Here is an 18,298-nt window from a genome sequence, read left to right as displayed (position 1 = left end):
GCTGCTTTGCAACAACGATTCGCGCGCGTCGCATGTGTGGATGGCGCGATCGGGGAGCCGCTGCAGCGTGCAGGCACGCGCTGCGGTATCCAGGGAACGGGCGTCGCTGTCAGAATCCGGGGTCTTGCCAGGAGGATGTGCGGAGTGGAGCGGGAGCAGCCGAATGCGTAGTCGGATCGAGGACGTGGCCGCCGCCGCCGGCGTGTCCATGAAGACCGTGTCGCGCGTGCTCAACAACGAGCCCAACGTGCGCGACGAGATGCGCCAGCGCGTCATGAAGGCAGTCGAACAACTGCAGTACCGGCCCAATCTCTCCGCCCGCAGCCTTGCAGGGCAACGTTCCTACGTCATCGCGCTGGTCTACAACAATCCTTCGCGCAACTACCTGATGGAGATCCAGAGCGGCATGCTGGATGCCTGTCGCGACAACCACTACAACCTGGTGCTCGCACCCGTCGGATCGGCCAAGCAACGCAAGGCCGAGGATCTGAAGGTGGTCTTCGAGCACTTCGCACCTGACGGCGTGGTGTTGATCCCGCCGCTGACCGACGACCCGGCGGTGCTCGAGTTCCTCGAGCAGCACGACGTGCCTTTCGCCTGCATTGCACCCAAGCACCCGCAGGACCGCATCGGCGTATCGATGGACGAGACCGCAGCCGTGCTAGAACTGATGGCAGGCCTTGTCGCGCAAGGCCATCGACGCATCGCCCACATCAAGGGCCCGCCCGCGCACGGCGCATGCCAATGGCGCTTCAAAGGCTATCGCGAGGCGCTGCGCAAGGCGGGGCTCGATTTCGACGAGGACCTCGTGGTACAGGGCGCCTTCTCGTACGAGTCGGGCATCGAAGCCGGCAACCGCCTGCTCGACCTCAAGCGCCCTCCGACCGCGATCTTCGCCGCCAACGACGATATGGCGGCCGGCGTCATCCGTGCGGCTTGCGAGCGTGGCCTGGCCGTGCCCCGGGACATCTCGGTGTGCGGCTTCGACGACACGCCCATCGCGCGCCATATCTATCCCGCGTTGACCACCGTCCGTCAGCCCACCTCTGAAATGGGCCGACTGGCTACGCTCCAGCTGCTGGCCCGCATTCGCACGGCGGAGGCGGGCGGCATGGTGCATGTCGAGCACGAAGTGGTGTTCCGGGAGTCGACCCAGTCGCCTGCGCGGCGCTGAGGGCACGCGCGCATTTTTCCACTCATCGATCGCGGCCAGCGCGAGGTCTAGCCCTGCGCGCTGAGTGGCCTCGATCGCCATACCAATCAAAAACCTTCCGCACCGGCGGGCAACAAATTTCTTCCATCCGATAAAGCGATGCGAAGAATGGAAAACGATTTCAGCTGCGCCGCAGCATCGATGAAACAGCTTAAAACAAGGGGTTTTCTGCGCTCAGCGGAGCAATTGTGGGAAAGTTGACAACGCTGTCAATCGCGCGTCCAATGCGGCCCAATGTGAGAGGACAGGGGGCCTCGAGCACGTCGCGCCAACGCATACCAACACGCTATTCGTGAATTTCCGGAGAGGGGAAAGTCCATGAAGCAAGTGCAGTCCGTTCCAAGGAAGCGGGTGCTCACGTCCGCATTGCTGATCGCCATGGCGAGTCCCGCATGGGCCCAGCAAGCCGAGCCGCAGAGCACCACCACAACGCCGTCGACGACGGCTACCGAAGTCGACCCGACCACGTTGGATACAGTGGTGGTGAAGGGCATCCGCGCCAGCCTCGAGTCCTCGATGAACCTCAAGCGCGACGCGCAAGGTGTCGTCGATGGCATCGTGGCGGAGGACATCGGCAAGTTCCCGGATACCAATCTGGCCGAATCGCTGCAGCGCATCAGCGGCGTATCGATCGACCGCACGTCCAGCGGCGAGGGCTCGAAGGTCACCGTTCGCGGCATGGGACCGGACTACAACCTGGTGTTGCTCAACGGTCGCCAGATGCCGGCGTCCAATCTCGGCAATGGCGGTGCGGGCAACTCGACCTCGCGGTCGTTCGACTTCGCCAACCTAGCCAGCGAATCGATCTCGGAGATCCGCGTCTTCAAGACCGGCCGTGCCGACAACCCGACGGGCGGCATCGGTGCCACCATCGATGTCAGGACGGCGCGTCCGCTCGAAGCCGAACCGGTCGCGAGCTTCGGCCTGAAGACCGTCCACGATACGTCGAACGGCAATCTGCCGAAGACGCAGCAGGGCGAGGATTTCACCGGCGAAATGTCCGGCATCTTCAGCAGGACGTTCGCGGATGGCCGGTTCGGCATCGCGCTCAGCGGCAGTTACCAGGAGCGCGATTCGGGCTTCAACCAGGCCTCGGTCGCCGATGGCTGGCTGACCTTTTACGGTGACAATTCCAACAGCTGGCAGCGTCTGCCGCTGCCGGGCGAATCGTATTACGACCGGATCGATAACAGGCCGGGCCCTGACGACGTCTATGCGCGCCCGCAGAACACGGGCTACAGCGTCAATGGCGTGCAGCGCCAGCGCACCAATGGCCAAGTGACGTTCCAGTGGGCGCCGAGCGACCGCGTCACGACCACGCTGGACTACAACTACATCGAGAACAAGGTGCAGCAGCAGCGCAGCGAGTTGTCGGTGTGGTTCAACTACGGTCCGGGCGACAGTTCCTGGACCGATGGTCCGGTAGCTGCGCCGATCATCTATTCCGAAGACATGACCGGCGCCGACCTCTCCATGGGCGGCATGCAGCTCGCAACGAAGACCACCGGCGATTCGCTGGGCTTCAACGTGGAATGGGAAGTCACCGACAACCTGAGCCTGGAGTTCGATTACCACAACTCCACGTCTGAATCGAAGCCGGACAGTCCGCTCGGCTCCGCAGGCGTGCTGGGCGTCGCCGCGTACATCCGTGGCACGACCACGGTGGACTACAGCGGCGAGATCCCGATCGTCAACGTCCAGCTCCCGCCCGGCCAGACCGAGGTGCTGCCGTCGCAGGCGCTGGTCACCGGCTCGGTGTTCCAGAACAGCTACAACAAGTCCGACGTCGAACAGTTGCAGGCCAAGGGTCGCTTCGAGTTCGGCGAGTATTCCGGGCTGGACTTCGGCGTGTCGGCGATCGACGTGCAGAACCGCTCGGCGTCGGCCGTCATGCAGCGCGACACCTGGGGCGGCGTGGGTACGCCGGCGGATTACGACGACAGCATCTGGTACGTCGACCACATGTCGCGGTACTTCGATGCCTTCGGCAACAGCAACAACCCGAACTGGACCGACGGCTTCCTGGTGTTCGACTTCGAGCGCCTGCGCCAGGCGGCGATCACCGAATCCGGATGCGCCACCTGCTACCAGATGCCGACCGAGTTCACGGACGACATGCGCACGTCCGAGAAGTCCAAGAGCGCGTACGTGCAATGGACGACCAAGTTCGACTGGTCGATGCCGCTCAGCGTGGCCCTGGGCGTTCGCTACGAGAAGACCGAGGTCGTATCCACTGCCTTGGAGCGCGTGGGCGAGACCATCTCCTGGGTCGCGGCCAACGAGCTCTACGTGAACTATGCCGATGAGCGCACGTTCGGCCGGCGCGAGGGCGATTACGACTACTTCCTGCCCAACCTCGATCTGAAGTTGGACCTCAGCGAGAGCATGGTCCTGCGAGGCAGCTACAGCCAGACCATCGGTCGGCCGGGATGGGGCGCGATCCGCGGTGGTCAGCAACTCGCCAACGTGGTCCGTATCACCGGTGGCGACGGCAACCGGGGCGATCCGGCGCTCGAACCGCTGCTTTCGGACAATTTCGACCTGTCCTTCGAGTGGTACTACGGCGAAGGCAGCTATTTCTCCATCGGCTACTTCCGCAAGGACATCAAGAACTTCATCAGCGATACCGTGGTCCGGGAAGAACCGTTCGCGCTGCACACGCCGGTGGGCGGCACTTACTGGAACAACGCCCTGGCGGCGGGCTGCCTGCCCACCGATGGCGATTGCATCCGCACCTACATCTTCACCAACCATGCCAATGATCCAGGCGTCGATGTGGCGGCGGGAACCATCACGGGCCAGCCGGGCGATCCGATCGCCGGGTTCAACATCACCGTGCCGGCGAACCAGCGTTCGGACAAGCTCGATGGTTTCGAAATCAACGTGCAGCACCTGTTCGGCGACAGCGGCTTCGGCCTGGCGGCGAACTACACCAAGGTTGATTCGGGCCTGACGTTCGACAACACGGACCTGGGCGACCAGTACCCGTTGGTGGGACTGAGCGACTCCGCCAACCTGGTGGCGTTCTACGACAAGGGGCCGTGGCAGATCCGCGCGGCCTACAACTGGCGCGACGAGTTCTTCAACGGCGTCGGCGGGCAGGGCAACAACCCGAACTACGTCGAAGAGTACGGCCAGTTCGACATGAACGTCAGTTACCAGCTGACGCCGCGACTGACGCTCAGCCTGGAAGGCATCAATCTCACCGACGAGACGATGCGCACCCATGCGCGCCACGAGAACATGGTGCGGTTCGCCACGCAGACCGGTCCGCGGTATATGTTCGGCCTGCGCTACAAGTTCTGATCGCAGGGATGGACCGACGGAGTCGCCGGCAAGCCGGCGGCTCCGTCTTTCTTTGCACGGCGTGATCGGGCACGATGCTTTGGTCATGATGTGCTGCCCTCACGCCTGCGAGAGCCGATGAGCAAGCCTGTCCTGTTGACCCCCACCGAACACCGTGCGTTGCGCGTGCGTGCCGGCCACGGCGCTGCGCTCGGCGATGCCGTGATGCAGGTGCTGACCTTCCCCGCCGAGTTCCGGGACATCCAGGGACACTATCCGATCGTGTTCCGGCGCGGCCGCGACGCAGGATTCGTGCCGTTCGCCCTGATGGGACTCGAGGAAGGCACGAACCTGTTCCTCGATGGCGACCGCTGGGACGCGACGTACGTGCCGCTCGGGATCCGGCGCCAGCCTTTCCTCGTCGGTGTCGCCGGCGAGGAGCGCTTGATCCACGTGGACATGGACCATCCGCGCATCGGAGGTGGCGAGGCGCTGTTCCATGAACACGGAGTCGCGACCGAGCACCTGGAGCGGATCAAGTCGGTCCTACTGGCCCTACATGACGGCGTCAGCGCCACACCTGCGTTCATCGATGCGTTGGAGCGGCACGCGCTGCTGGAATCGTTCGTGCTGGACGTCCGCCTGGATGACGGGTCGAACAACCGCCTCGCCGGCTTCCACACCATCGACGAAGCGCGGCTTGGGGCGTTGGATGGTGCGAGTCTGGAGACGCTCGCGCGGGCGGGGCATCTGCAGCCTATCTACATGGTGCTGGCTTCGATGTCGCGGTTTCGCGATCTGATCGAGCGGACGAACCGACGCCGTGCTTCCGCAGCCTGAGCCCATCCGCGAGATGGACGTCGAGCCGGGCGCGCCAATAGGCGAGCTCCTGCATTCCACCTTGCCGTTGGTGCTGCGCGGCGTGGCGTCGCGCTGGCCCATGGTGGAAGCCGCCAGGACGTCTGCGCTGGCGGCCATGGACTACCTGAAGCGCTTCGACCACGGCACCATGCCGGTCGTCGCGACTGTGGCCGCGCCCGAGATGCAGGGGCGCGTGTTCTACAACGACGACCTGAGCGGCTTCAACTTCCGGCGGGAGCAAGTACCGCTGTCCGTCGCGCTGGACACCCTGCGCAAGTACCTCGACGCCCCGGCGCCACCGTCGATCTACGTGGCATCCACCACGTTGGACACGTTCTTGCCGGGATTCCGCGCGGAGAACGACGTGGATCTCGATCCGCGCGATCCGCTGGCGAGCATCTGGATCGGCAATCGAAGCCGGATCGCGGCGCACCAGGACGTGCCGGACAACCTCGCGTGCGTGGTGGCCGGCCGTCGTCGCGTGACGCTGTTCTCTCCGGACCAGCTCGAGAACCTGTACGTCGGCCCGCTCGACCACACGCCCGCAGGTCAGGCGGTCAGCCTGGTCGACTTCGCATCGCCCGATCCGGAGCGTTTCCCGCGTTTCGCGGACGCGCTGCGGAACGCCTTTCAGGCCGAGCTGGGTCCCGGGGATGCGGTCCTCATCCCCAGTATGTGGTGGCACCACATGGAAGGGCTGGAGGCATTCAACGTGCTCGTCAATTACTGGTGGCGGCGTTCGCCAGGCTGGATGGATACGCCGATGAATGCGCTGATGCTCGCGATCATGAGCGTGCGCGACCTGCCCGCGCACGAGCGCGCGATCTGGAAGGATGTCTTCGATCACTATGTTTTCGGCTACGAGGAAGCGACCGATGCCGGACATATCCCCGAATCCGCGCGTCGCTCGCTGTCGTCCATGGACGAGGCGCGCGTCCGCCACCTGCGTGCGCTGCTGCTGCAGCGCCTGAACCGTTGAGTGCCCCACCGCATGCATAACCAAGATCCCATCGCCACGCCCCGCACCATCAAGCGCGTCGTCATCGCCGGCGGCGGTACCGCCGGCTGGATGGCTGCCGCGGCGCTATCCAAGACGTTGGGCAAGACGCTCGACATCACCCTGGTGGAGTCCGAGGAGATCGGCACGGTCGGCGTCGGCGAAGCCACCATCCCGACGCTCGTCGTGTTCCACCGCCTGCTCGACATCAAGGAGCAGGACTTCATGGCGGCCGTGCAGGGGACCGTGAAGCTGGGGATCTCGTTCGAACACTGGAAAGAGCTGGGCCATCGCTACATCCATTCCTTCGGCATCAGCGGAAAGGATCACTGGTCGGCGGGGTTCCAGCATTTCTGGTTACGCGGCCATGCGGAGGGCATCGCCAGCGACTACAGCGATTACTGCATCGAACTTCAGGCCGCGCTCCAAGATCGTTTCTCGCACCTGCCTCGCTACCATGTGAACTATGCCTACCACATGGACGCCGCGCTGTATGCGCGCTTCCTGCGCGGCTTCAGCGAGCGTCACGGATGCAAGCGAATCGAGGGCAAGATCGTCGACGTCGCCACCGATGCCGACGGCTGCATCTCCTCGATCAAGCTGGAGCGTGGCGACGTGATCGAAGGCGACCTGTTCATCGATTGCACCGGCTTCCGCGCCCTGCTGATCGGCAAGGCGCTGGGCGTGGGTTATACCGACTGGTCGCAATGGCTTTTCAACGACAGCGCACTGGCCACTCAGACCACTGCCGTCCGCGACGCCGTGCCGTACACGCGAGCGATCGCGGGAACGGCGGGGTGGCAGTGGCGTATCCCATTGCAGCACCGGGTGGGCAACGGCATCGTCTATTCCAGCCGCCACATCAGCGACGATGAGGCACGCGAGCAATTCCTCTCCAGCGTCGAGGGGGAGGTCATCAAGCAGCCCTGGCCGATCCGCTTCAAGCCTGGGCAGCGGCAGCAGTGCTGGGCGAAGAACTGCGTCGCGCTGGGCTTGGCCGGCAGTTTCATCGAGCCGCTCGAATCGACCACCATTCACTTGATCCAGCGCGGCATCGTGAGGCTCTTGCAGACGTTCCCGCAGGCCATCACGCAGCCGGCCATCGACGAGTACAACGCGCGCCTGGACGAAGAATTGCAGCACGTGCGCGATTTCGTGGTGATGCACTACCACGTCAGCGACCGCCGCGACACGCCCTACTGGCGCGAGATCGCAGAGATGGAAATCCCGGCGACGCTGCGCCACCGCATCGAGCTGTTCCGTGAGACGGGTACGGTGTTCCACGTACCTGGCGAATTGTTCGGCGAGAATTCCTGGATCCAGGTGATGATGGGGCAGGGCATCGTGCCGAAGCGGTACCATCCCACCGCCGACGTGATGTCTCCGCCAGACCTGCAACGTTTCCTCGACGACATCCGCCGCAACGTATTGGACACCGCGCGGCAGATGCCGGCGCACATGGACTACCTGCGCAGCTATTGCCCCGCGCCCAAACCCTGACCGCCGCGCGACGCATCGCCTATGCTGCCGGCATGAGCGATACGCGACTCGAGGATTTCGTGGCGGCCCACCGCCGCTTGTTCCTGCTGACCGGCGCCGGCTGCAGCACCGGCTCCGGCATTCCCGACTACCGGGACGAGCAGGGGGCATGGAAGCGCACGCCGCCGGTGACCTACCAGGCTTTCGTTGGCGATCTGGCGACGCGCCAGCGCTACTGGGCGAGAAGCCTGCTGGGGTGGCCACGTATCGCGGAGGCCAACCCCAATGCGGCGCACCGTGCGCTGGCGGCCCTGGAGGCGCACGGATCATGCGAGATGCTGCTGACCCAGAACGTGGACGGCCTGCACCAGGCTGCGGGCAGTCGGTCGGTGATCGACCTTCACGGGCGGCTGGACGACATCGTCTGCCTCGGCTGCGGGGCACGATCGTCGCGCGCAGCGCTTCAGGTCCGGCTCGTCGACGCGAATCCCGAGTGGGCGGGCCTGACCGCCGGTGCGGCGCCGGATGGCGATGCGGACCTGGAAGGACGCGACTTCAGCGTGTTTCGTATCCCGACCTGCCATGCGTGCGACGGCATGCTCAAGCCTGACGTCGTCTTCTTCGGCGAAAACGTGCCGCGCGAGCGTGTCCAGGCGGCGATGGCGCATCTGGAGCGCGCCGATGCGATGCTCGTGGTGGGCTCGTCGCTGATGGTGTATTCGGGTCTGCGCTTCGTGCATGCCGCAATGCGCGCGGGCATGCCCGTGGCGGCCGTGAACCTGGGGCGTACGCGTGCCGACGATCTGCTCCAGTTCCGGATCGCCGCGCCCTGCGGCGACGCGTTGGCGTTCCTGCTGGACGGCGGGCGCTACCGCGTCACTCCGCCGGCGATTGCAGGCTGAGCCAGCGCTCCAGCGAATGCGGGGACAGCGGCCGCGACACGTAATAGCCCTGCAGGATGTCGCAGTTCAACGAGGCAAGGACCGCGCGCTGGGCCTGGTTCTCCACGCCCTCGGCCACGACCTTCAACGACAGGCTCTCGCCGATGCGCAGGATGGAGGTCGTCAGCGCCCGCGCCGATTCGCTGTGCTCGAGGTCGCGGACGAAGCTCATGTCGAGCTTGAGCTCGCTGATCGGCAGGCGGTGCAAGTGGCTCAGGCTGGAGTAACCGGTACCGAAGTCGTCGATCGACAAGTGCACGCCCATGCGGTGGATCGCATCGATGTTCGCCAGCACCTCCGGCTTCTGCGCCAGCATGACGCTCTCGGTCACCTCCACCATCAGTTCGTCGGGCGATAGGCCGCACTTGCCCAGTACGTTGCCGATGAAGGTGGGCAGGTCTTGCTGCTCGAAGTTGATCGCCGACAGATTGACGGACACGCGCGGCACCGGCACGCCGCGACGGCGCCAGTCCGCCATCTGCGTGCAGGCCTCTTCCAGCGTCCACCGGCCGAGATCGTCGATCAAGCCGCATTCCTCGGCCATCGGCACGAAGGTCCCGGGCGAGATCTCGCCGATCTCCGGATGCCGCCAGCGCAACAGGGCTTCCACGCCGTGCAGGCGGGTGTCGTCGTCCATGCCGACCTGCGGCTGGTAGTGCAGGCGCAACTGGCCGCTGCGCACGGCTTCGCGCAGCGCATTCTCCAGCGCCAGGCGTTCCTGCATGGCCTGGTTCATTTCGACGCTGTAGAACACGATGCGGGCGCCGCCCTCGGACTTGGCGCGATACATCGCGATATCCGCGTGGCGCACCAGCGAGTCCACGTCCCAGCCGTCGCTGGGAAACATCGCCACGCCCACGCTGGCTTGAGGCGTCAGCATCATCCGGCCGGCATTGACCGGCTGCGACAGGCGCGCCATCAGGCGGTCGGCGAGATTGGCGGCGTCCTCGGCGTCGTAGTCGGGTACGGCGAGCACGAATTCGTCGCCGGCCAGGCGCGCGACCACGTCGGCCTCGCGCAGTTCCCCGCTCAGCCGCCGGGCCAGTTCGCGCAACAATGCGTCGCCGGCGGTATGGCCCTGGGTGTCGTTGACGATCTTGAAGCGGTCGATGTCGACGAACAGCAGCGCCACCGCACTGTCCCGGCGCGCGGCGTCCAGCAGCATCTGCTCGACCTTGTTGTTGAACAGCGCCCGATTGGGCAGCCCGGTCAGGGTGTCGAAGAAGGACAGCTGGTGCATGCGCGCGCGCGCGCGTTCGCGGTCCATCGCCAGGGCGCAGAGGTGCAGGCAGACGTCGACCACGCGCTGGTGGAACTCGTCCGGGGCGCGGTTTTCCCAGTAGTACAGCGCGAAGGTACCCAGCACGCGGCCATCGTGGCCCTTGATCGGGCTGGACCAGCAGGCACGGATGCCGAGCGCGAGGAAGGGTGCCTTGTAGGCCTGCCAGCGCGGGTCGCGATCGATATCGGTGCATTCCACCGGTTGCCCGCTCCATGCAGCCGAGCCACACGCGCCCACCATCGGACCGGCGCGCTCGCCGTTGACGGCGCCGGCGATGTGGTCGGGCAGGCTGGGTGCGGCGAGCACGCGCAGGTGGCCGTAGTCGTCGAGTGCGATCACCGACGCCACCGCCTCCGGCATCACTTTTTCCACCTCGCGGCAGACGAGCGTCAACACGTCCTGCAACGGCTGTTCGCGGACGATCGCGCCCAGCACTTTGCGGTGCAGCTCTTCGTGCAGCTTGCTGTGGGTGATGTCGGTATAGACACCGAGCAGGTAGCGCGCGCCGCGATCGCCGTCGAACACGGGGTTGACCACCGCCGAGATCCACAGCGGCACGCCATTCTTGGCGTAGACCAGCAGTTCGGTGCGGTATCCCTGTTGCGCATTCAACTGCCCACGCACCCATTCGACGGTTTCGGGATCGGTATGCGGGCCCGCGAGGAAGTCGCTGGGCCGGCGGCCCGCCACTTCGTCCAGGGTGTATCCGAGCATCCGGGTGAAGCCCTGGTTGATGTAGGTGATGCGGGCGTCGTCGTCGCAGACCACGACGGCGTTGTCGCTGTGGTCGATGACCCAGGACACATCGGGTTCGGCAGGCGCAGACAAGGCAGGCATGGCGATGGCAGTGGGCCTCACGGTCGCGTCTTCCCCAAGAACGTTATCCGTCGGATGGTCCGGGTTCGCCACGGCAGTCCCTGCTACGCCGCCCCGGGGTGGGGCCATACGAAACGGTATCGGCCCCGGATCAAAGCACTTTACCCGAACTTACGCGCCGCACGCGTGGGTGGATGCATGCAAACGGTTCCATATCATCCGCATGCCTGAGGCCTTGCCGACGCGACGCGAGCGAAGCCGGTGTCCAGTGTCCGAAAGGACAGGGGCGGTCGATGCATCGCCCTGACGCATCGCCGTCATGAAGGCCGCCTAGGCTTGCCGGCCGCATGACGGGGGTGATCCAAGCATGAAGAAGATCGGAATGGGCCTGGCGTTGGTGGTGGGCCTGACAGCATGTGGGCGAGCGCCCGGGCCCGCGTCGGGAGAGCCGGCGTCCGGGGCGTCCATCCGTGCGGTATTGCCCGACAGCGACGACGACGCAGTGACGCCGTACGCGCGCGCGACCCGCGCGCTGGCCGAGCGACGGCTGATGTCGCCCAGCGGCGACAACGCGATCGAACACTATCTGGCGGCCCGTGAGGACGCGACCGAGGCCGCACGTGCGCAAACCGCGCTGGCCGAGCTGCAGCCCTACGTCGTGATCGCCGCCGAGCAGGCCATTGCGCGCGGCGATGCGGCCGAGGGCGAACGGTTGCTCGTGTTGATCGAACGAGTCGACGCGCGCGCGCCCGCCCTGCCGCGCCTGCGTAAGGACATCGCAGCGCTGCAACGGGAACAGGCCGCGCAGGCCACGGTCGCGGCCTTGGAAACGCCGCCGCCGTCGGTGATGGTCGCGCCGCGACCGACGACCGCGCCGCCGTCACCCGCGGTGGCCGATGAACCGGCGCCCGCATCCGCGAGCGCACCCGCGGCGGCCAACCCCGCGCCACCGCCAGCGCCGGTCATGGCCGAGATGCCTCCTCCGTTACCTGCGGCCGCCCGTGCCGCGCCGATGATCCGCACGCCTCGCCTGATACAGGACGCCCAGCCGCGCTACCCATTGCCCGCCTTGCGCGCGCGCATCGAAGGGCAGGCGGACGTGGCCTTCACCATCCAGCCCGATGGCAGCGTGCGCGACGTGCGCCTGCTGTCGTCGTCACCTGCCGGGCTGTTCGACGCGTCCGCGCTGGCGGTGGCGCAGCGCTGGCGTTTCGAACCGAGCGGACAGGCGCATGCCTCGCAGCGCACGGTGCGGTTCCGGTTGCCCGCGGACGCGGAGGGTGGCGCGGACTGATTGGTTTCCACGTGGCACTGCGGCGAGAATGGCGGCATGACGACCCCCGACCCGCTTCTCGACACTGTCGAACAGGACACCGGTCCTTCCCCGCAATGGTCCGTGCTGTGGCTGCACGGCCTGGGCGCCGACGGCCATGACTTCGCGCCGATCGTGCCCGAACTCGTGCGACCCGGCTGGCCCGCGCTGCGTTTCGTGTTTCCGCATGCGCCGGTGCGCGCGGTGACCATCAACAACGGCGTGCGCATGCGCGCCTGGTACGACATCGTCGGCATGGACTTCCCGACCCGTGCGGACAGTGCGGGCATCGAGGAGTCGCTTGTACAGGTGGGTGCGCTTATCGAGCGCGAACATGCACGCGGCATCAGGCCGGAGCGTCTGCTGCTGGCCGGCTTCTCGCAGGGCGGTGCCATCATCCTGTCCGCCGGCTTGCGGCGGCAGGTACCGCTGGCTGGCCTGATCGCGCTGTCCACCTACCTGCCGGGTGCGTCGCAGGCGGCGTCGCACCTCGCTGCCGCAGCGACCTCGCAGCCGGTCTTCATGGCGCATGGCACGGGCGATCCGGTCATCCCGCTGGTCCATGCCGAGCAGAGCGCCCGGGCGCTCGGGGATATGGGCTTCGACGTGGCCTGGCACCGCTATCCGATGGCGCACCAGGTCTGCGCCGAGGAAATCCGTGACCTGGGTGACTGGATGGAACGGCGGTTTGCGTTGTAATCCCCATGCGTCCCCACCCGGGTGACGCGTGGCGCCGCCATGGGTAACCTAGGCCACGGGGGATCACGCCAACGTTCATCGAGGACGCCTTTGCCGTGAAAGTGGTCATAGCCGACGACGAACCCCTCGCCCGCGAGCGCCTGCGCGCGTTGCTGGCCGAACATGCGGGCATCGACGTGGTGGCCGAGGCCGAGAACGGCCTGGATGCACTGCAAGCCTGTTCGCAGCACCGCCCGGACATGGTCCTGCTCGACATCGCGATGCCCGGTGTGGACGGGTTGGAAGCAGCCCGGCATCTGGCCGCCTTCGACCCGCGGCCGGCAGTGGTGTTCTGCACGGCCTATGACGAGCACGCGCTGTCGGCCTTCGAGGCCGCCGCGATCGACTACCTGATGAAGCCCATTCGCGCCGAACGGTTGGCCGCGGCACTGGAGCGCGCACGCACGTTCATTGCCGGGCGCGAGACCCAGGCGCCTGCGGCCGCATCGAGTGGCCAGCCGCGCACCCACCTGTGCGCGCGTCTGCGCGGCAGCCTGCGCCTGATCCCGGTCGACGAGGTGCACTACCTGCAGGCCGAGGAGAAGTACGTGGTGGTGCATCACGCGCGCGGCGAGGACCTGATCGAGGAGTCGCTGAAATCGCTGGAGGAAGAGTTCGGTGGGCGCTTCGTGCGCATCCACCGCAATTGCCTGGTGGCGCGCCACGAACTGGTCGAGATCAAGCGCGTCGGCGATGGCCACGTACAGGCGATCCTGCGCCACGGCAAGGCGCCGCTGGAAGTCAGCCGGCGTTGCGTGGCCGGCCTGCGCGAGACCGTCAAGACGCTCTGAGGCCCGCGGACGTCGCGGCATGCGGGATAATGCCCGCATGACCACGCTGCGCATCGCCACCCGCAAGAGCCCGCTCGCCCTATGGCAGAGCGAACACGTCGCCGACCGCCTGCGCGCCGTCCATCCGGGCCTGGTCGTGGAACTGGTACCGATGAGTACGCGCGGCGATGAGGTGCTGGACCGCTCGCTGGCGGCCATCGGCGGCAAGGGTCTGTTCCTCAAAGAGCTCGAACTCGCGATGCTGCGCGGCGAAGCCGACTGCGCCGTGCACTCGCTGAAGGATGTGCCGATGGAGCTGGAAGGCCCGTTCGCGCTGCCGGCGATCCTCACGCGCGCCGACGCCGCCGATGCCTTCGTCTCGAACCATTACGACGGCATCGCGGCGCTGCCGCAGGGTGCGCGCGTTGGTACGTCTTCGCTGCGCCGTCAGGCGCAACTGCGCGCGTTGCGGCCGGACCTCCAGTTGCTCGACCTACGCGGCAACGTCAACACGCGCCTGGCCAAGCTGGATGCGGGCGACTACGACGCCATCGTGCTGGCGTGCGCGGGCCTGCAGCGACTAGGCTTCGATGCGCGCATCCGCACGCGCCTGCAGGCGCCGGACTGGCTGCCTGCGCCGGCGCAGGGGGCGATCGCGGTCGAATGCCGCGCGGAAGATCCCGACGTGCACGCGTTGTTCGCATCGCTGGACGATGCCGCTACGCGCCTGTGCGTGGAGGCGGAGCGCGCGATGAACCGCGCGCTGCACGGCAGTTGCCACGTGCCGGTGGCGGCGTTCGCGCAACGCGAAGGCGACGCGCTGGTGCTGGTGGGGCTGGTGGGCTCCGCCGCGGAGGGCCAGGTGATCCGGGCCGAAAGCGCGGGCGCGGTGAGCGATCCGGAAGCGCTGGGGCGCCGCGTGGCTGCGCAGCTGCTGGACCAGGGCGCGGGCGCGTTCCTGGCCTGACCGTCGCTTACTTGAAGCGGTAGACCACGTTCATCGTGGTCAGCGTGTCGGTTTTCTTGATGTCTTCGGCCACGTCGCTGTTGTGGCGCGCCTGCCAGCCCGCCTTCAGGGCCAGATGCGAGTTCATCGTCACCGACACGCCCAGGTCGTTCTGCGCGAAGGTGTTGTATTCGCCCGATTCCACCAGCAGCTTGTTGACGATCTCGGTGCTGTCGGTGAGCGCGTAGCGCATGTCGATCAGGCCGCGGCCGATGAAGCTGGCCTCGGTGCGCCCATCGACGGTGTCGTAGGCGCGGCGATAACCCGGGCCGACCTGCAGGTCGAGGTGGGCGCGTTCGTTCTCGATCACCCGGTTGCCGTAGCTGAGGCTGAGTGACTGCTGACGGCTGTACGTGCCGAAGTCGTCTTCCTCATGGCGTAGCGCGGTGTTGAGCGTGCCGCGATCGTCCATGAGGTAGGCGCTGTTGGCGTTGACCGTGTACCGGTTCGCCGTGGTGCGGGTGTCGCGCACGATGCTGCCGTCGTCGTTGGTGCGGGTGTACTCCGACCGCGAATGCAGGCCAAACAGGCTGGCGCTGTGTCGCCAGGCACCACCGTCGGTGTAGGTCAGGTCCAGGCGGCCGTTGAAGCTCTCGGTGTTGCTGTTGCCGCTGGCGGCTGCAAAACCCAGCTCACCGCCACCGGTCAGCTTGGGTGTCGGCGGCGGCGGCGCGGCCGGGGTTTCGGGGATCGGTCGCACCGCCATGGCCACCACCGGCACGAGCGTGGTCGCCTCCTTGCCGAAGGACTTGGTGCTCTTGGCCACGTCGACCTTCTCGTTGCGCGGGAGCAGTACGTCGGCGGCCAGGGCCGGGGAAGCCAGAACGGTGAGCAGGGCGAGCGTCAGCAGGGAGGAGGGCGCGGACGGGGACATGGGGCCTCGGGGGAGGGTGTAATCGGTTACATGGTAGGCGTCACCCGATCGAGTCACAAGCCAAGTGCTTGTTCCGATTCAGGTTTGCGACATGGATTGTGCCATGGATGAACGCACGGGCGGCGACCCTCGTCACGGTTGTAGTACCGGTCCTGGTCGCCTGCCAACCGAACGTTCAGGGTGGCGTTTCGATGGCGATGGCCGGATCGTCGTAGCGCGAGTACGTCTGCACCACGGTGTAGGCGCGGCCTTCGTTGTCGGTGCCGTCGTGGCGCAGTCGCAAGGGCAAGCCGCCGGCTCCGATCCAGTACTCGAACGCCACCGGCTCGGGCACCGTGTTGCGGACGCGGTAGTGCCTGGCCGACACGCCATCGATCTCCGTTTCGCCGAGGAAGTCCGCAGACAGGCCTTGCTGGGCCTGCTGGAGTTTGAGCGGATCTCGCCAGGGGGCCAGCGTCTCGGGAGGCAGCGGAACGCGCGTGGATCGGCCGTTCACCTGCATGTACAACATGTTGCCGATGACGGTCTGCGTGCCGGTGGGCAGGGTGATCCGGTAGCGGTCCGGGGCGACGTACTCCATCTCGCTGGTCATCGGGTGTGCGCCGTCCATCTCCATCCGGGCATGGAAACTGCGGGCATCCAGAAACCGGTGCATCGACGCTTTCACCTCCGCGACGGCATCCGTTGCAGAGACACGATGCGGCGGCACCGGCGCGGCGGTGGAGGCGGTCGTGCCTCCCGCCGCAGGCGGTGTGCGTTGGCATGCGGCCAGGCCGGACAGGATCAGCAGGGTAGCCGTGGACAGCAGGGCGGTACGCAAAGGCATGGCGGCAGCCTCGTCGAAGGGGCAGCGTCTTGGGTCCGTGCGTTGAGGGTGTTCCGGCGGCGCAAACACGCCGGGACGCCTGGCACCGCACGGGCCCAAGGCGCCGCCGGCGCTTGTCCCCTGTATTCCGCTCAACGTCAGGCGGGCAGCGAAAACGGCCACCCGTCGGCGATAATCCGGCCACGCCCCCTGCCGTGCCCCCCATGGACAAGATCGAACGGATTACCGCCCTGCACCGCATCCTCAAGGCGGCGCGCTACCCGGTCACGGTGAAACGCCTGCAGGAGGAGCTCGGCTGTTCGCGCGCTACCGTCTACCGCGACCTGGCGTACCTGCGCGATGCGCTGATGGCGCCGATCGAGGGCGATGGTGAAGCGGGCTTCCGCTACCACGCCGCGGAGAGCGAGCGCTTCGAGCTGCCGGGCCTGTGGCTGAGCTCGGAAGAACTGTATGCCCTGCTCGCGGCACAACAACTACTGGTCCGTACCGGCGGCGGCGTGCTGTCGGGCGCGCTGGCGCCGCTGCAGAAGCGCATCGAAGGACTGCTGGCCGACCATGCCGGCGTGTCGCATTGGCCGGTAGACCGCGTACGGGTCATCCCGCATCGCGGCCGCAAGCTGGACGAAGCGAGCTTCCGCACCGTCGCCTCGGCGGTGTTGGAACGGAAGCAGCTGCAGTTCGAATACCGCGCGCGTTCCACCGACGAGCGCACGCGCCGCACGGTGTCGCCGCAACGCATCACCCACTACCGCGACAACTGGTACCTGGATGCGTGGGACCACGAGCGCAACGCGTTGCGCAGCTTCGCCGTCGATCGCGTGGGCAACGCGCGGTTGGCTGAAGAACCCGCACGCGACCTGCCCAACGAGGAACTCAACCAGCACCTGGCATCGAGCTACGGGATCTTCTCCGGCGAACCGAAAGGCTGGGCGACGATCCTGTTCAGCGCCAAGGCCGCGCGCTGGGTCGCCGACGAGCAATGGCATTCCAAGCAACAGGGCCGCCACCTGCCCGACGGTCGTTACGAGCTCAAGATCCCCTACAGCGTTTCGCGCGAGCTGCTGATGGACATTCTGCATTACGGCGCCGACGCGGAGATCGTCGAACCCGCCGTGCTGCGCGAACAGGCGAAGGCGCTGCTGGAACTCGCGCTATCGAACTACGAGAAGAAATAAGCCGCCAAGCGGTCCGACCGAACCTCAGGGCCCCTTCGACTCGCCGAAGCCCGGCTTGCCGAGCTGTGCGGGCAGCTGCGGTACGCGGACCAGTTGGCGGGCATTGATGCCGTGGTCGCGCGCGCGCTTCACCAGGTCCTGATACTGCGCGTCGTCCATCACCGGATCGCGCGCCAGGATCCAGCCCATGTCGCGGCCCGGGTAGTCGATCAGTGCCCAGGAGTAGTCCGGGGCCACGTCGACGATGCGCCACTTGGCCGGCACCACGCCGACGAACCACAACGTCCACTCGCGGTTGCCGGAGGCTTCCTTCACCGACGCGCGGGCTTCGCGCACCTGTTCGGGCTGGTCGAATCCTTCACGGTAGTGGTAGGCCACCCCGACCTTGTCGCTGTCGCGGAAGGAATATTCATAACGCGCGGCGACGTGCCCACGTTCGGCGAAGTAGGGAATGTGCGCCACCACATGCCAGGTGCCCATGAAGCGGGGCAGGTCCACGGGCGCCGGACCCCCTTGCGCCTCGCCACGGCTGGCGCAGCCGGCGGAAAGCACCAGCAGCAAGGCGATCAGGGCACTTCGGGCGACGCGGGAGAACAACGACATGGGCATGCGGGACTCCTTCCTCCCTGTCATACGGACACGCTAGTCATCAGGATGCGACGGCGATGTTAACCGGGGATGTCGCAACCCGTGAGATGCAGGTGCGCGAGTGTGACGTCGTAC

At 66.5% G+C, this 18,298-nt stretch carries 15 protein-coding genes; 11 read left to right on the top strand and 4 right to left on the bottom strand.

Annotated elements, in window-relative coordinates:
• Positions 1–163: 163 nt before the first annotated feature.
• From BM365_RS08435 to BM365_RS08410, 6 genes are all read left to right on the top strand, one after another.
• Entirely contained in the window at positions 164–1,174 is a 1,011-nt protein-coding gene (locus BM365_RS08435) for a LacI family DNA-binding transcriptional regulator (RefSeq protein ID WP_093488264.1), read from the top strand.
• Between the two features lie 357 nt (positions 1,175–1,531).
• Positions 1,532–4,519 carry a TonB-dependent receptor gene (locus BM365_RS08430; RefSeq protein ID WP_093488262.1) on the top strand — a complete coding sequence of 996 codons (2,988 nt, stop codon included), beginning with the start codon at positions 1,532–1,534 and terminating at the stop codon, positions 4,517–4,519.
• Positions 4,520–4,636: 117 nt separating this feature from the next.
• Positions 4,637–5,338 (top strand): SapC family protein, encoded by a 702-nt coding sequence (locus tag BM365_RS08425; protein ID WP_093488260.1) that lies wholly within the window; start codon positions 4,637–4,639, stop codon positions 5,336–5,338.
• 13 nt (positions 5,339–5,351) lie between these two features.
• Complete coding sequence (locus BM365_RS08420) at positions 5,352–6,338, top strand: cupin-like domain-containing protein (protein ID WP_093488258.1); 987 nt, start codon at positions 5,352–5,354, stop codon at positions 6,336–6,338.
• Positions 6,339–6,350: 12 nt separating this feature from the next.
• Entirely contained in the window at positions 6,351–7,856 is a 1,506-nt protein-coding gene (locus tag BM365_RS08415; RefSeq protein WP_093488256.1) for a tryptophan halogenase family protein, read from the top strand.
• Positions 7,857–7,888: 32 nt separating this feature from the next.
• On the top strand, positions 7,889–8,737 hold the full coding sequence (locus BM365_RS08410) for an NAD-dependent protein deacetylase (RefSeq protein ID WP_093489606.1): 849 nt from the start codon (positions 7,889–7,891) through the stop codon (positions 8,735–8,737).
• Here BM365_RS08410 and BM365_RS08405 read toward each other — a convergent pair.
• Positions 8,712–10,916 (bottom strand): sensor domain-containing protein, encoded by a 2,205-nt coding sequence (locus tag BM365_RS08405; RefSeq protein WP_254772669.1) that lies wholly within the window; start codon positions 10,914–10,916, stop codon positions 8,712–8,714. The genes BM365_RS08410 and BM365_RS08405 overlap by 26 nt on opposite strands.
• Before the next feature lie 325 nt (positions 10,917–11,241).
• Here BM365_RS08405 and BM365_RS08400 point away from each other — a divergent pair, with 325 nt between their 5' ends.
• The 4 genes from BM365_RS08400 (at position 11,242) to hemC (ending at position 14,661) form a co-directional block, all read left to right on the top strand.
• On the top strand, positions 11,242–12,168 hold the full coding sequence (locus tag BM365_RS08400) for an energy transducer TonB (protein WP_093488252.1): 927 nt from the start codon (positions 11,242–11,244) through the stop codon (positions 12,166–12,168).
• Between the two features lie 36 nt (positions 12,169–12,204).
• Positions 12,205–12,885, top strand: coding sequence for an alpha/beta hydrolase (locus BM365_RS08395; protein WP_093488250.1), 681 nt, complete (start codon positions 12,205–12,207; stop codon positions 12,883–12,885).
• A 95-nt stretch (positions 12,886–12,980) separates the two neighbouring features.
• Complete coding sequence (locus BM365_RS08390) at positions 12,981–13,715, top strand: LytR/AlgR family response regulator transcription factor (RefSeq protein WP_093488248.1); 735 nt, start codon at positions 12,981–12,983, stop codon at positions 13,713–13,715.
• Positions 13,716–13,752: 37 nt separating this feature from the next.
• Entirely contained in the window at positions 13,753–14,661 is a 909-nt protein-coding gene (gene hemC / locus BM365_RS08385; RefSeq protein ID WP_093488246.1) for a hydroxymethylbilane synthase, read from the top strand.
• 7 nt (positions 14,662–14,668) lie between these two features.
• Here hemC and BM365_RS08380 read toward each other — a convergent pair whose 3' ends face one another.
• On the bottom strand, positions 14,669–15,406 hold the full coding sequence (locus BM365_RS08380) for a DUF481 domain-containing protein (RefSeq protein ID WP_093489604.1): 738 nt from the start codon (positions 15,404–15,406) through the stop codon (positions 14,669–14,671).
• Positions 15,407–15,749: 343 nt separating this feature from the next.
• Positions 15,750–16,400: a hypothetical protein gene (locus tag BM365_RS08375; RefSeq protein WP_093488244.1), complete on the bottom strand. Its 651-nt coding sequence runs from the start codon at positions 16,398–16,400 to the stop codon at positions 15,750–15,752.
• A 203-nt stretch (positions 16,401–16,603) separates the two neighbouring features.
• Between BM365_RS08375 and BM365_RS08370 the strand changes: the two genes are divergently transcribed.
• The gene (locus BM365_RS08370) at positions 16,604–17,575 is read left to right on the top strand and encodes a helix-turn-helix transcriptional regulator (RefSeq protein ID WP_093488242.1); all 972 of its coding nucleotides are present in this window, start codon (positions 16,604–16,606) and stop codon (positions 17,573–17,575) included.
• Between the two features lie 24 nt (positions 17,576–17,599).
• Here BM365_RS08370 and BM365_RS08365 read toward each other — a convergent pair whose 3' ends face one another.
• The gene (locus BM365_RS08365; protein ID WP_233210920.1) at positions 17,600–18,184 is read right to left on the bottom strand and encodes a lipocalin family protein; all 585 of its coding nucleotides are present in this window, start codon (positions 18,182–18,184) and stop codon (positions 17,600–17,602) included.
• Positions 18,185–18,298: the final 114 nt, after the last annotated feature.

This window comes from Pseudoxanthomonas sp. YR558, assembly GCF_900116385.1.
GTDB lineage: Bacteria > Pseudomonadota > Gammaproteobacteria > Xanthomonadales > Xanthomonadaceae > Pseudoxanthomonas_A.
Note: the sequence above shows the minus strand (reverse complement) of the source record. Positions and strands in the feature narration are given on the sequence as shown.